The 14,971-nt window shown below is 51.9% G+C and carries 7 protein-coding genes and 1 pseudogene; 5 read left to right on the top strand and 3 right to left on the bottom strand.

Annotated elements, in window-relative coordinates; all coding sequences use genetic code 11:
* Positions 1-224: 224 nt before the first annotated feature.
* Positions 225-2,177 (bottom strand): acetate--CoA ligase, encoded by a 1,953-nt coding sequence (gene acs / locus RC73_RS03515; RefSeq protein WP_039033349.1) that lies wholly within the window; start codon positions 2,175-2,177, stop codon positions 225-227.
* Between the two features lie 327 nt (positions 2,178-2,504).
* Here acs and RC73_RS03510 point away from each other — a divergent pair, with 327 nt between their 5' ends.
* Positions 2,505-5,933: a hybrid sensor histidine kinase/response regulator gene (locus RC73_RS03510; RefSeq protein WP_039033348.1), complete on the top strand. Its 3,429-nt coding sequence runs from the start codon at positions 2,505-2,507 to the stop codon at positions 5,931-5,933.
* Positions 5,934-6,003: 70 nt separating this feature from the next.
* Here the strand turns inward: RC73_RS03510 and RC73_RS03505 are convergent, their stop codons facing one another.
* Positions 6,004-6,780 carry a phosphatase PAP2 family protein gene (locus tag RC73_RS03505; RefSeq protein ID WP_052247974.1) on the bottom strand — a complete coding sequence of 259 codons (777 nt, stop codon included), beginning with the start codon at positions 6,778-6,780 and terminating at the stop codon, positions 6,004-6,006.
* Between the two features lie 344 nt (positions 6,781-7,124).
* Here RC73_RS03505 and RC73_RS03500 point away from each other — a divergent pair, with 344 nt between their 5' ends.
* The 4 genes and pseudogenes from RC73_RS03500 to RC73_RS20020 form a co-directional block, all read left to right on the top strand.
* Positions 7,125-10,346, top strand: a complete 3,222-nt coding sequence (locus RC73_RS03500; protein ID WP_052247973.1) for a S41 family peptidase — start codon at positions 7,125-7,127, stop codon at positions 10,344-10,346.
* Between the two features lie 995 nt (positions 10,347-11,341).
* On the top strand, positions 11,342-12,211 hold the full coding sequence (locus RC73_RS03495) for a hypothetical protein (RefSeq protein WP_039033347.1): 870 nt from the start codon (positions 11,342-11,344) through the stop codon (positions 12,209-12,211).
* 142 nt (positions 12,212-12,353) lie between these two features.
* Positions 12,354-12,776, top strand: a complete 423-nt coding sequence (locus tag RC73_RS19790) for a hypothetical protein (protein ID WP_152608406.1) — start codon at positions 12,354-12,356, stop codon at positions 12,774-12,776.
* A gap of 415 nt (positions 12,777-13,191) precedes the next feature.
* Positions 13,192-13,476 (top strand): annotated as a pseudogene (locus RC73_RS20020) (alpha-amylase family glycosyl hydrolase); the annotation flags it as partial.
* A 158-nt stretch (positions 13,477-13,634) separates the two neighbouring features.
* On the opposite strand, the gene RC73_RS03485 reads toward RC73_RS20020, so the two are convergent.
* The gene (locus RC73_RS03485; protein WP_039033346.1) at positions 13,635-14,537 is read right to left on the bottom strand and encodes a hypothetical protein; all 903 of its coding nucleotides are present in this window, start codon (positions 14,535-14,537) and stop codon (positions 13,635-13,637) included.
* Between the last annotated feature and the right edge of the window lie 434 nt (positions 14,538-14,971).

Below are 14,971 nucleotides of genomic sequence, written 5' to 3'. Positions count from 1 at the left end.
TGCTGATTGTTGCGTCTGGCTTGCCAAACACTAATTCGCTATTCATGCCATTGATAACATGTGAAAAGTTATTCTTCACGTGTTAGCGCTTTGAGGGAACTGGAGAGATAATTGAAATGTATGAGCGGCTTACATAGCTGAACCGTTTAAGCCGCCCTTGGGGGATCCAAGCTGAAAGTAAAAAAATGCCCCTCAAGGAGGGGCAATGAGGAGGAAGTACGCTTTTACTCTGTACGGTTGAGCCGCGACTCAATCAGAGTATCAATCACGGCTGGGTCGGCCAGAGTTGATGCATCTCCAAGGTTGGTAATCTCGTTGGCGGCAATCTTACGCAGAAAGCGGCGCATGATCTTGCCGGAGCGGGTCTTGGGCAGGCCGCCGGCAAACTGGATAAGATCCGGGGTCGCCAGGGCGCCAATCTCTTTGCGTACCCATTGTCTCAGTTGCTGTCTCAGCTCTTCAGTAGCTTCTATGCCCTTGGTCAGTGTGACATAGGCGTAGATCCCCTGGCCCTTGATGTCATGGGGATAACCCACAACGGCGGCCTCGGCCACCAGATCGTGCGCCACCAGTGCGCTTTCAATCTCGGCGGTACCCAGACGGTGACCGGAGACGTTAATCACATCATCGACCCGGCCGGTGATCCAGTAGTAGCCATCTTCATCACGGCGGGCACCGTCACCGGTAAAATACATGCCGCGGAAGGTTTTGAAGTAGGTCAGGGCAAAGCGTTCATGGTCACCGTAAATTGTGCGCATCTGCCCCGGCCAGGAATCCAGCATCACCAGGTTGCCCTCGGTAGCGCCTTCCAGAATATTGCCCATGTTGTCGACCAGTGCTGGCTGTACCCCAAAGAAGGGACGGGTGGCCGAGCCAGGTTTGGTATCAGTGGCGCCGGGCAGCGGGCTGATAAGAATGCCACCGGTTTCGGTTTGCCACCAGGTATCAACAATCGGACACTGCTCATGACCTATGACCTCGTGATACCAGCGCCAGGCCTCAGGGTTGATGGGTTCGCCTACAGAGCCCATGATCCGCAGCGAGCTGCCGTTAAACTGGTCAAACTGCTCCTTGCCTTCGGCCATCAGGGCGCGAATAAGCGTAGGAGCCGTGTAGAGTATGTTGACCTGGTGGCGGTCAATCATCTCGCCCAGGCGGGCTGGGCTTGGGTAGTTGGGCACACCTTCGTGAATAAGCACTGTGGCGCCATTGGCCAGCGGGCCGTAAATCATATAGCTGTGGCCGGTGATCCAGCCCACATCTGCGGTGCACCAGTAGACTTCGCCTTGCTTGTAGTCGAACACATATTCGTGGGTCATGGAGGCGTACACCATGTAGCCGCCTGTGGTGTGCAGCACACCCTTGGGGTTACCGGTGGAGCCTGAGGTGTAGAGCAGGAATAGGGGATCCTCGGCGCCCATCTCTTCCACTTCGCAATGCTCGGAAGCGGTTTCGGTCAGTGATTCCCACCAGACATCACGGCCTTCGACCCAGTTGATATCATTGCCGGTGCGTTTAAGCACTATCACCTTCTCAACCGTGGTGACATCCGCATGGGAGAGCGCCTCGTCGATATTGCGCTTGAGCGGAATAGCCCTGCCGCCGCGCAGGCCTTCGTCTGCGGTCAAAATGACTTTGGAGCGGCCATCTATGATGCGTGAGGCGATGGAATCCGGGGAAAAACCACCGAATACCACGGAATGTACGGCGCCGATGCGGGCACAGGCCAGCATGGCGATGGCGGCTTCCGGCACCATGGGCATATACATGGTCACCACGTCGCCGCGGCGCACGCCCTGGCTCTTGAGGGCGTTGGCAAATTTGCACACTTCTGTGTGCAGCTGGCTGTAGCTCAGGGTGCGTTGATCTTTGGCATCATCGCCTTCCCAGATGATGGCGGTCTGATCGCCCAGTTTCTCCAGATGGCGGTCGAGGCAGTTGGCCGAGGCATTCAGCGTGCCGTCGTAGAACCAGTTGATCGACAAATTGTGATCGTCAAATGAGGTTTTCTTGACCTTGGTATAGGGCTTGATCCAGTCAATACGCTTGCCATGTTCTCGCCAGAAACCTTCGGGGTTAACCACGGACTCCTGGTACATTTTCTTATATTTTTCATCATTTACCAGTGCATTGGCCGCAATCGCTGCGGGCACTTTATAAAGAGACTGAGTACTCATTGGGCTTCCCCTTGTTTTTATCATACGTGAGCCAAAGTATGGGTTGCTTGGCTGTGCTGTCTCTATTAGACATTGGTCTAGTGATGAAAAAATGTTATTTATTAATCGGTTATTGCGTTTAAAACGCACAGCTTGAAGTGCTTGAGCCAGCGTGGTTTTTTAAGGTTTGCGCGGGTTTAGATTGGCATCCAATAAAGGTTTTTTGCCCCCAATGGGCGCCCAATAAGATGCAGAACGCCGCAGAGGTTCATCAAACCCCTTGGCTGGTGTAATCTAGCCGGGATAACAACAGTCGCCGAAGGATACGGCGACAATAAAGAGAACCCTATGAATTTGACCCTTTTTGTGGCGGTGATCGCCGTCTGTTATGTCTGCTTGCTGTTCCTGCTTGCCTGGGGCGCGGAGCGCTGGTTCAGTGGTGTCACCCGCAGGTTACAGAAATGGATCTACGCCCTCAGCCTGGCAGTGTATTGCTCTTCCTGGAGCTTTCTCGGCACGGTTGGCCAGTCGGCCAATGACTTTTGGTCCTATTTGCATATCTTTATTGGCCCCATCATCATCTTTACCCTGGGCTTTGGCATGTTGCGCAAAATGGTGGTGGTGTCCAAGGCGCAAAATATCACCTCGGTGGCTGACTTTATCGCCGCCCGCTACGGCAAGTCGCAGCCGCTGGCGGTGATCATCACGCTCATCGCCCTGTTCGGCATCATGCCCTATATCGCGCTGCAGCTAAAAGCCATGGTGTTCAGTCTAAGCCTGTTCCAAAGCCCGGATGATCCGCTCGATGGTGCCAAAGTCGCGCTTATCATTGCCGTGCTGCTGGCCATCTTCGCCATCCTTTTCGGCACCCGCAAACTGGATGCCACCGAGCATAATCCGGGGATGATGCTGGCCATCGCCTTTGAATCTTTGGTTAAACTGGCCGCCTTTGTATTAGTGGGCGGTATAGTGGTCTTCGGGGTATTCGGCGGCTTTGGCGACCTCTGGAGCCAGGCCAGCGCCAAGGGCGTAATAGTCAATCCCAATCTAAGGCTCGAAGCGCTGATGCCCGAGCTGATAGTCGGCATGGCGGCTTTTCTCTGTATGCCGCGGCAGTTCCACGTCATGGTGGTAGAGGCCGAAGGCGAGCAGACTCTGTCCAAGGCGCGCTGGTTGTTCCCTCTCTATATTGGCCTGTTCGGTTTGTTTGTCGGGCCGCTGGCACTGGCGGGCAAGGTGCTGCTCGGCGACAGTGTCTCTGCCGATACCTATGTGATCAATCTGCCGCTGGCGCTGGACGCACCTTGGCTGGCGATAGTGGCGCTGCTGGGAACCCTCTCGGCCGCCACTGGCATGGTGATAGTGGCAGTGGTGACCATCAGCGTGATGATAAGTAATGAGTGGCTGGTGCCGGTACTCTTGCGTACTGGGCAGATCCGTCGTAAGAACTTCAGCCAGTTTTCCCAGCAACTGCTCTATGCCAGACGTCTATCCATCGCACTGATCCTGGCTTTCGGGTATTTCAGTTACCTGAGTTTTGACAGCAGTGATTCTCTGTCCAACCTGGGCATGCTGTCTTTCGGCGCCTTTGCCCAGTTGGCACCGGCCTTGGTGGGCGGCCTCTACTGGAAACACGGCAATCGCGCCGGGGTGTTTCTCGGTATGGCGGCGGGCTTTGGTCTGTGGGGCTTTTTGTTGCTCAAGGGCTCTGGCGCCTGGGAAGGCGTGCTGGCAGGTCAGTTTGAACTGTTAAAGGCGCTTAAGCCCAATGTCAACGATACCCTGCTTGCACTCGGTGCCAACCTGATTGGCTATATCGGCGGCTCTATCTGGCTGCGCGCCGGCTTGGTGGAGCGTATTCAGGCCAGCGCCTTTGTCACCCCGGGTGAACTCAAAAACACAGGTAATCGCAAGACGGGCCCCATTAGTCAGCAGGACTTGCTGATCCTGGCCAGTCGCTTTGTCAGCCCGACCCGGGCCTATGAGAGTTTCTCGCGCTTTTCTGCCGATGCGGTGCGCAGCGATAGCTGGCACAAGACGGCACCGGCCGAACTTATCGCCCATACCGAACATATGTTGGCCGGGGTGCTGGGGGCTTCCAGCGCCTCTTTGGTGATGGACTCAGTGCTGCAGGGACGGGATCTGGCCCTCGATGAAGTCTTTAGCCTGGTGGATGAGGCCTCATCGAAGATTATTCTCAGTCAGGACATGCTGCGCGCCGCCATAGAACACGCCTACGAGGGCATGAGTGTGGTCGACAAAGATCTCAACCTGGTGGCTTGGAACTACCGCTATGTAGAGCTTTACGACTATCCGGAGGATTTCCTGCAACCGGGCATGCCCATCAGCGAGGTGATACGTTTCAATGCCGCCCGCGGCTACTGCGGCCCGGGGGATGTGGACGAGCATGTCGAGCGCCGGGTACAGCATATGCGCAACGGCACCGCCCATAGCTCAGAGCGGCGCAGGCGCGATGGCAAGGTGATCAAGATTCAGGGCAATCCCATGCCGGACGGCGGCTTTGTGATGACCTTTACCGACATTACCCAATATCGCGAGCAGCAACAGGTGTTGGAGCAAGTCAACGAAACCCTGGAGGCCAGAGTCAAGGAGCGCACCTATGAGCTGGCGCTGCTCAACAGCAAGCTGCTCGAAGCCAAGGCTCAGGAGGAGATGGCCAACGCTTCCAAGAGTCGTTTCCTGGCGGCGGTGGGGCATGACTTAATGCAGCCCCTCAACGCGGCCAGGTTGTTTACCGCCTCTTTGAGTCAGTATCCCGGGCTTGACAGGGAAGGGCGGCTGACCCTCTCCCATGTCAACAGCTCACTGAAAACCGCCGGTGAACTGCTGACCGATCTGTTGGATATCTCCAAGCTGGATTCCGGCATGGTGGAGGTAAAACGGCGCGACTTTGCCATCTCCGAAGTACTCAACACCCTGGCGGTGGAGTTTGAGGCCATGGCCAAAGACTGCCAGATCCATTTTGCCATGATGCCCTGCAGCCTGACGGTCAATTCAGACCCTTCACTGCTGCGGCGGGTGCTGCAAAACTTTCTCACCAACGCCTATCGCTATGCCAAGGGCGGGCGGGTGCTGATGGGCTGTCGCCGCCGCGGCAGTGAGCTTGAGGTGCAGGTGCTGGATACCGGCTGCGGCATCGAAGCCGGGCAGCTTAGGGAGATATTTCACGAATTTAAACGCCTTGATAACCCCCATTCCAACAGTGTCAACGGCCTGGGGCTTGGGCTGGCGATAGCCGACAGAATAAGCAAGGTGCTGGAGCATGATATCCGCGTCTCTTCGGTGCAGGGCAAGGGCTCTGTATTTGCCATTCGGGTGCCGCTGGGGGCCACTGTCAGCGTGCCGCAGCCCAAGGCCATCTCTTCTGTGTTGCAGCCGCTCGCCGGGGTCAAGGTGCTGTGTATCGACAACGAAGAGGCTATCCTCGCCGGGCTCGAAAGCCTGTTGAGCCGCTGGCAGTGCGAGGTGATCTGCGCCCGGGATCTGAGTGATGCCAGGATCAAGCTGGGGCTCAAAGGGGTGGCGCCGGACATCATGCTGGCTGATTATCATCTGGATAAGGGCCAAAACGGCGTCGATGCCATGGATGAGCTCAGGGCGCTGTATGGGCAACATCTGCCCGGCATTTTGATCACCGCCAACACCCGCAAGGATCTGGTGGAGGATGTCGAGCGCCGCGGTTACCACTATATGGCCAAGATGATTAAACCGGCGGCGCTCAGAGCCTTGATCTCCAGCCTGGTGAAGAAGGCGTAATTCAAAAGCTCAGTGAAATAGCCTTTGGAAACGGGACCAGATTTATCGGCAATAAATCAGGCCCGGTATTTTAGTGGGTGACTTCTGTTTGTGTCTGTATCAGTGTCTGCGCCTGCGCCGGAACCCCTGAGTATCCAGCCGCTCGCCAGGGGCGGTAAGCCAGACCGTAGCTCAAGGTCGCGATGGTCCAACCGATAAGGGCGCTGGCGATATCGTGCGATAAAAAGTGGGCGCCGCGAAACTCCTGACACAGACTGAACACGGCGCCTATCAGCAATGCTGCGCCGAGTAACTTAAAGCGCCATTTTGGCTTCAAGACCAATGCCAGATAATAAAGTCCCACCCAGGCAAAGGCGCCGCTGGAGTGGCCGCCGGGGAAACACTGGCCCAATTCAGTGTCAACGCTCAGGCTCATGGGGAAGGGCAGATAAGGCTTTTGGCCTCCAAATAGACTGAGATCCCAGGGGCAGGCAACATTGGTTATGCTCTTGCCGATACGTACCAGAAGTACGGTTGCCAGGGCGCTTGTAAACAACATCAGCAAGGGCCGGCGCCAGCGTTTCATTGAGGCTTTGAAACTGCTCAATACCAGGGTCGACAGCAACACAACTGCCGCCAGCACCACCAGATCCCGTCCTCCTGTGTGCAGCAGTTTGTCTGTAACAAAGGCATGGCGCCAGGGCCAGGCCGTGTTGGTGCCCTCAAATGCCAACATCCACTGTGCCAGCAGTAGGTCGGCATTAGTGATGTGCAGCAAGATAAGCAGGCCAAGCCCTACCGATAACGGCAACAATAGATGATGTTTGAACCAGTGTTGAAAACTCAGCGGGTGGCTTGCAATGGGCATTGTGATTCCTGTGACATAGTGCGAGTTGAGACAGAGTCGCAGCTGAGATCTGCGAAATAGAAAGCCTGAAAAAGCGGGCGTTGAATTCATGGCGTTGAACTCACGGCCCGGCTGGTGGATAGGAATTATTCTGGCCGGCTCAGATTAAGGTCTGCTTAAGGCCGGGCATTTTTGTCTCAATTGCCCGGAATGGCGTATTGCAATGAGTTGAAACAAAACCTTTTTTGCGTATTTTTTTGCCACTGGTTATGTTACAGGGGTAGCTCTGCTATGGCGCTGGTTAAGTTGCGGTTTTGGCGGGGGATCCCCACAGGTTTGCTGGTATTCAAATACAAGGAACAGGAATGAAGCTCAATAAACTCTTTTGGCTGACGGCCCTTGCGCTCGGCAGCCCCAATTTGCTGGCTGCCGAGGCCAAACTCCTGCGGGAGCCGGATCTTCGCGGTGATACTCTGGTGTTTTCCTACGCCAAGGATATCTGGAAGGTGTCGCTCAAGGGCGGCGAGGCGGTGCGCCTCACCAGCTTTCAGGGCCAGGAGATGCAACCCAAGCTGTCGCCGGACGGCAAATGGGTGGCCTTTACCGGCGACTATGAGGGCAATCAGGATATCTACCTGCTGCCGATTGCCGGTGGCGAGCCCAAACGCCTGACCTTCCACCCGGATGTGGATCAGCTTGTGGGCTGGAGCCCGGACAGCAAATCGGTATTGTTGCGATCCGGCAGGGCCAATGCCCCAAGAGGCTGGCAGCAGCTGTTTACCCTGTCCATCGAGGGCGGCAATCCCAAGCCTTTACCCATGAACCGCGCCTTTGACGGCAGTTTCTCTGCCGATGGCAAGCAGTTGGTTTACCGCCGCGCCGGTCTTTGGGATCCGGGCTGGCGTAACTACCGCGGCGGCCAGAATCAGCCGCTCAGGTTGATTTCGCTCGATAGTCTGGAGGAAAAAGATCTGCCCTGGGACAACACCCAGGATCTCGAGCCCCAGTGGCACGGCGACTATATCTATTTCCTCTCCAACCGCTCTCAGGTCACTAATATCTTTCGGGTAGCGGCCAAAGGCGGCGAGCCGGAGCAGGTGACCCATTACCAGGATGCCGATGTCAAAGGCTTTACCCTGGATAACGACACTCTGGTATACGAATACCGTGGCGAGTTGGTGAAAAAGTCGCTGGCTAATACCAATGTCAACGACAAGGGAGAGGCACTGGCCATCAGCCTGCATGCCGATTTCCCCTGGGTGCGGCCACGCTTTGAAGAGGTTGAAAAGCAGATAGAGTCGGCGGCCATTTCGCCTACCGGTAAGCGCGCCCTGTTTGTGGCCCGCGGCGATGTATTTACTGTGCCAGTGGAGCACGGTGATGCCCGTAATCTTACTGAAAGTTCAGACAGCCGCGAAGTGGGCGCCGCCTGGTCCAACGGCGGCAAACAGCTGGCCTGGTTCTCCGACAAGAGCGGCGAATATCGCCTGGTGATAGCGGATCAACTCGGCAAGCCGCAGCAAGAGATCAAACTGGCTGAGAAGGGCTTCTATAGCGGACTTATCTGGTCGCCTGATGATAAACAGCTGGTGTTCAGCGATCAGCGCCAGCAACTCTGGCTGGCGGACTTGTCCAAGGGCAAGGCGCAGGTTATCGACAGCCAGCCGGTAGTGAATCCCGACTGGGAAATGGCCCCCAGTTGGTCGCCTGACAGCCGTTATCTGGCCTACAGCAAGCAGGATGACAGCTTCTTCCGCAGTCTCTACCTGTTCGATAGCCGCAATAATCAGAGTAACAGAATTACCCAGGGCATGGCCGATGTGCGTTACCCAGTGTGGGACCGTGCCGGCGACAAGCTCTATTTTGCCGCCAGTACCGATTATGGCCCTCATGCTGCCTGGTTGGATATGACCTCGGTTGCCTTCACCCCTACTTACGGCCTCTACACCATGCTGCTCAATACCCGCACCGAGGCGCCCATGCTGCCAAGAAGCGACGAGGAAGAGGGCAGCACTGAAGAGGAAGCCAAAGGTTCAGATGCGCCACCTGCGGTGCGAATCGATCTCAACGGTATAGCGCAGCGGGTGCTGCCTCTGGGTGAGAGCGGTAAAATCCACAGCCTGAGCGCCGGTAAGCCAGGTGAGCTGTTCTATATGCAAGACTTGGATGAAACCACAGAGCTTCGCAAGTACAGCACTGAGGAACGTAAGGCCGATACCCTGGCCGGTGATGTCGATGAGTATCACCTGAGCCACGACGGCGAGAGCCTGTTGGTGAAAATCGGCGACAACTGGCAGCAATTTGCCGGCGCCGCGCCCTTGGGGGACGATGCCAAGACGCTTAACGTCAAGCTGACGGCCCGTATCGATCCCAAGGCCGAATGGCAGCAAATCTTCCGCGAAGCATGGCGCTTCCAGCGCGATTACTTCTATGTCAGTAATCTGCACGGCGCCGATTGGGACGCGGTATACAAGGAGTTCCAGCCACTGGTTGCCCATGTGCGCCACGGCGCCGACATGACCTATCTGCTCGATAACATGGGCGCCGAAACCTCTGTGGGCCACTCCTTTACCAATGATGGCGATCTGCCGGAAATTGCCGACAACCGCACCGGCCTGCTCGGCGCCGATGTTGAGGCGACCGACAAGGGCTACCGCTTCAGCCGCATCTATCGTGGCGAAAACTGGTATCCGGCGGACCAAGGCAGTGCGCCGCTGGCTCTCTATCCCCAGGTCAAGGCGGGCCAGTATCTGCTGGCAGTCAACGGCAAGCCGCTGGATAACAAGGCCAACTTCTATCAGGCCTTCCAGGGGACTCTCGGTAAACAGACCCGTCTCAGCATCAGTCCGGATGGCAGCGACAAAAAAGCCTTCGAAGTGACTGTGGTGCCAACGGCCAGCGAACAGGCATTGAGACGTAACGCCTGGGTTGAGGATAACCGCAAACGGGTGGATGAAGCTTCCGGCGGTAAATTGGCCTATGTTTGGGTTCCGGACACCGGCGAGAACGGTTTCAGCTACTTCAACCGCTACTTCTTCGCCCAGAATCAGCGCCAGGGGGTGATCATAGATGAGCGCTTCAACCACGGCGGTTACATTGCCGAGTACATCATAGATGTGCTACGCCGCGAGCGTAACGGCTACTTCAATAACCAGATGGCCGGCGATCACCCCATGACCAGTCCGGGCAGCGGTATCTGGGGGCCCAAGGTGATGCTGATCAACGAAGTCTCCGGCTCGGGCGGCGACATGCTCCCTTATATGTTCCGCTATTACCAAGTGGGCAAGCTGGTGGGTAAACGCACCTGGGGTGGCTTGGTCGGTATCTGGGGCGTGCCTTCCCTGATGGATGGCGGCCATATCACGGCGCCGCGCAGCGGTTTCTTCAGTATCGACGGCCAGTGGCGGGTCGAGAACGAAGGGGTGGCCCCGGATGTGGAAGTCGAGCAGTGGACTAAGGACACAGCCAAAGGCATAGATCCTCAGCTGGAAAAGGCCATCGCCATTGCCTTGGATGAGCTGAAATCTGCCGCGCCTGTGAAGCTGCCACAACCCGCCGATCCAGTGCGGGTGCCTCAGATGAAATAGCTTTGATGATATGGCTCTGATGAAATAGCTCAGGGGAAACTAGCCCAATAACTTGCGCCGCTTGCCTTAGTCTTACAGGCAAGCGGCGCTTTTTGTTGGAAAACTATCAAAACTCAGCCAATTATTTTGTAAAAAATAACCAAGACAGGCTTTTATGGCTTTTGTCAAAAACTTGACCTATGGCTAATTGTTTTCACAAACAGTACTGAGTATTGTGTAACTAATTCAGGTGCTTATCTTTAGCCTTTACTTAAGCTGGAAGCTGTTGCATTTTTCTGTTTTCAGCGGAATTCAGGGACGAACAACATTCGCGCCCGTGCGGTAGCTATGAGGGTTACTCAGCTTTTGTAGAACGCTTGCTCATCGAATTAAGATAGTACCCAGAAGTTTGGAGATGATTTTGCGCGTTATTTCTGCAACATCACAAAAAATAACTTAAAATTCATAAAGATATAAAACCATTTTGGTAGATAATAGGTTTGGAAACCGCGCATGCGCGTTTTGCTGCAAGGGATATTCGGGCTAAACTCTATTATATTTAACTAATACAAAGAGATAGCGATGCGCGTTTACACTCCTACGAGGACTAAAACGCGCATGCGCACTATACAGCTGTTATGCGTCACTTTAAATCGCTGTCTTTACAGCGGTTTTTACCTCAAGTCTTTTCTTCAAATTAGCTTTTAGGTACAGTGGCGTAATTAAGTTTTAAGTTGGTCTTGGCTTTTCGTTTTTCAATTTAAGCTGTGACCAGAAATGTCATTCACCAGTCAAACACTTCTTTGCAATTTGTGGTTTGGTGGGTGTTTTTTAATTTTATGTTTGGCTTATTGGTGCAGGCGCAAGCGCTTTTAAATTGGTGTGTAAACGCATAACAAGGTCGTCAACGCGGACAAAAAACTTGTTGGCTGTTACGCTTCGCTTCACATTTTAGCCAACAATTTTTTGCCGGTTACAACGGCGTTATGCAAAAACCAATATGAGCAACCTTCAATATGTTTGACGATTTAGCTGCTTACTATCAAGAAAATGTTGTTACGTCCTTTTCCGAGTATAGAGAGACTGCCAAAAATGGAGTTTCAGGTCGAAGTCGCGATTTAAAAGGCGCCGTAGAAGCAGCCAGCGCTCTTTTTCACTTACGAGAACATCTACCTGATCCTGCTCCTTCAAGAGGGAGCATTGAAAACCAATGCGGTGACTACGGTTTGCTTGGCGATATTGTGAATTCGGTAAAACACAAGAATATTCATGGGCAGACACCCCACGGCGCACCATTGGTTGACAAGGCCGAGTGCCTTTCCGAACAGATTGTTCTCATTGAATATGAGGATTCAGAAGGTACATACAAGCACGTGGAGAAAACCGTTGTGGTTAAGCTTGCAGATGGAAGCGAGCGTAACCTCTTAGATATTTTGACAAATGTGGCTAATTTCTGGGAAACCCACATGGTTTCTATCGGGATTAAATCCGCAGCGAATCAGTTTTCTTTTGCAAACCCTTTAAGGTATAGATCGAGAGAAGAATGCGAAGAAGGTTTGGATTTTGAACTAATTAGAGGGCTCCGGTTTAAACAATCAATGAAATTGATGCGCTATAACAATGAAACCGGAGTCGCAGAGCCCATTGATCTCACAGGCTCGGAAATAAAGATGCGCATGTATCGTCCCAAATATGACGTTGATATTGTGCTAAGAAAAGACTCAACTGGCGAAGAGTTGAAAACCACAATTTCGCTTTCGGAGGAAGAAAGTGAAAATGTGCTGAAACTTGAGACCGACCGGGAAAAACAGGAGTACGTTTATTCACTGCCAAAAGCCAAAGATGCTCTCATGGAAATGGCCGGCAAGGCTAAAAGTAATAAATAAGCCGAGCATCTTTCAGCATTGCATAACAAGGCCAGGCAGCGCGACCCATTTTTCGTTGCGCTTCGCTCCACTACAAATGGTCGCCTGCTGTCGGCGTTAGGCATCTATGTTCAGTACAATGAATCAGCATAAGTATCTCGATATGATTGAGATACAAGAAACCTATAAAGACTGTCTCAGAATAGTAATAGCGGAGGCTGGTGTATCTGATGCGTCACCGGGAATAACATCAGAAGAAGAGCCAAATGAGGCACTGCGAGAGTTATTGAACACGAGCAAGCCCATAGAGGTAACCGACAGCAGTGCTCACTATGAAATCATCTTCGATGATTACATAGCATATGCAGTTACAAATGAAAGCTATGCTGGAGGCATCGAAGAAAAGTTCGAGGGTAGGCTTGCACGAGTTTACTCGGAGTCAGCGTTTCTAAACTATATTGGCCAAGGTACATTCGCTACAGCAGAGTATCCTGGCCCATTTGTTCACTATGGCTTTTGCTGCTTAAACCAAATCATAGATGTTGTTTCTGAAAGTCCTCCAACAGTGAAATTAATTAATGCCTAACAAGTCAATCAACTTCGCGCCTACGGCGCCGGACAGCTTACACTACGCTTCGCTTCATTCTAGCTGCCGGTTATTGGTGCGCTGGAGGATCCCCTCATAACTCTGGCCTCCCAGAGGTGTTAACCAGTTTAAGAAATTCACCCCAAGCCCAGCGAAAATGCGATTCTTTGATTGAGTATTCCGGACGTCGTCTCACCTCTTTGCCGAGCCTGAGCACGAAGAAAAACAGGACAGCCAAATCTTTTTGATGTTTCACACAGCCTCAACTAGGCTTTGAAATACCCATCAAAGCTCAGTCGAGGTTGGTTATGAAGGCAAATACAGAGGCAAATACAGGACAGCCAATCCTTTTTGATGTTTCGCTCAGCCTTGACTAGGCTTTGAAATACCCATCAAAGCTCAGTCGAGGTTGGTTATGACCACAGCCCGCCGCCAGTTGATAGATGTTGAAAGTACACCCTTTTACCACGTGATTAATCGCTGCGTGAGAAGGGCATTTTTGTGTGGTGAAGATGCACTGTCGGGGCGCAGTTACGAGCATAGACGTGGCTGGATAGTGGATAAAATCAGGCAGTTGTCGTCAATATTCTGCATCGATGTTTGCGCTTATGCGGTCATGAGTAATCACTACCATTTGGTGCTCAAAATCGACCTTGCTGCGCAACAATCATTGTCGCCATTTGAAGTCATCGAGCGTTGGACCGGGCTCTTTAGTTGAAATATAGGACAGCCATATCTTTTTGATGTTTCACACAGCCTTGACTAGGCTTTGAAATACTCATCAAAGCTTAGTCGAGGTTGGTTATGACCATTACGTCCGAGGGTAGTAATCCTTTGCACCTTCTTTAACGAACTCGATTATTGAGGATGTCGACACATATTAGCTGTACCACCATTACATTCTGTGATGGTTATCGTGCCTCGAGGGACTATTCTTGTTGTCTCACCCACTACAGCTAACCCATATGCTCTAAATGCGCCATAGAGTGTTTGCCATGATTGTAGTGACAGGTTTGATACATCCATCAATTTTGGAAATGGATTCTGAGCTTTAAGATCTATTTGATTTCCATTTGTATCAATAACCTTCGTAAATTTGTAATGGAGGTTGTCATCCATATCGTAAAAATCAACCTCAGCATAAGCCTTAGAACCATCAGAGAAAGAAAAAACTATAGCCGGAGCACTGACGTTAATGCCTTTAGAGACGATCTTTGTAGCTGCCTCTACAAGTCCAACATATCTTTCAGTGATTGTACTAGAATTTACCTGTGACTTGTAGTAGTCAATAACTTTACCATGATTATATGATGCACCAATAAGGTCATACCCACTGGGGACGACGGTTTCAGGGATTGCAGTAGCATACTGCTTTACCACCGACTTATAGTCATTGAATGAAGTTGCAAAACTCATCAGAGCATTAATCTCATCATTAGTGAGTTCTTCTTTTGTAGCTGTATGAGTCCTTATTATTTTACAGTCTTGAATAAACCCACCTCGACCATCAGGTTCCCTACTTTTAGGGTCGCATACGTTTTTATGCGTTTTGGTTACTTTATACTTTCTGAACTCATAGTTCTCAAAGTTTATTACATTGACATAAATCGTTTGTCCTTGAACAGCTTCGTCTTTAGCTGCTTGATTGAACTGTTCCTCGCTAACACAGGAATTACATTCTACATGGTAGCCATCAATAGCAAACGCCGATGCTGGCAAGGAAACAACTGCTAAAAACCCTAACGCCTTGAATAATCTCATTGTTACCATTCCTTAGCAAATAAAACTTAATTGAGACATTGAGGTTGCATATGTAAGTTGTTTTGCCAGTGATGTCAATGTGGGAAGTGCTTATGTTTTATATATCTTGAATGTTTCTCCTAATCGCCAAATCAATTAACAATTAATTAAAATAAATAAAGTATTCATGATACATCGTTGATACATTTTAACTTTGTTTTATAGTTATTCATGCGGAATACTGGTTGAATCTTTAGTGAAGAAAGACGAAGAAAGACAGCGAAAGACAGGACAGCCAAATCTTTTTGATGTTTCACACAGCCTCAACTAGGCTTTGAAATACCCATCAAAGCTCAGTCGAGGTTGGTTAAGTGAAGAAAGACAGACAAGAATACAGGACAGCCATAGAGGGTGTTCAAAATTCTGTGTCACGTTAAAAATCACAGATCGATGTG

This window comes from Shewanella sp. ECSMB14102 (assembly GCF_000813075.1).
Lineage (GTDB): Bacteria > Pseudomonadota > Gammaproteobacteria > Enterobacterales > Shewanellaceae > Shewanella > Shewanella indica.
This window is presented reverse-complemented; position numbering and strand designations above follow the sequence as displayed.

Excerpts from the sequence above, each read along its gene's own strand:
- acs (WP_039033349.1), bottom strand. The coding sequence starts at position 2,177 with ATGAGTACTCAGTCTCTTTATAAAGTGCCCGCAGCGATTGCGGCCAAT.
- RC73_RS03510 (WP_039033348.1), top strand. The coding sequence starts at position 2,505 with ATGAATTTGACCCTTTTTGTGGCGGTGATCGCCGTCTGTTATGTCTGC.
- RC73_RS03505 (WP_052247974.1), bottom strand. The coding sequence starts at position 6,780 with ATGCCCATTGCAAGCCACCCGCTGAGTTTTCAACACTGGTTCAAACAT.
- RC73_RS03500 (WP_052247973.1), top strand. The coding sequence starts at position 7,125 with ATGAAGCTCAATAAACTCTTTTGGCTGACGGCCCTTGCGCTCGGCAGC.
- RC73_RS03495 (WP_039033347.1), top strand. The coding sequence starts at position 11,342 with ATGTTTGACGATTTAGCTGCTTACTATCAAGAAAATGTTGTTACGTCC.
- RC73_RS19790 (WP_152608406.1), top strand. The coding sequence starts at position 12,354 with ATGATTGAGATACAAGAAACCTATAAAGACTGTCTCAGAATAGTAATA.
- RC73_RS03485 (WP_039033346.1), bottom strand. The coding sequence starts at position 14,537 with ATGAGATTATTCAAGGCGTTAGGGTTTTTAGCAGTTGTTTCCTTGCCA.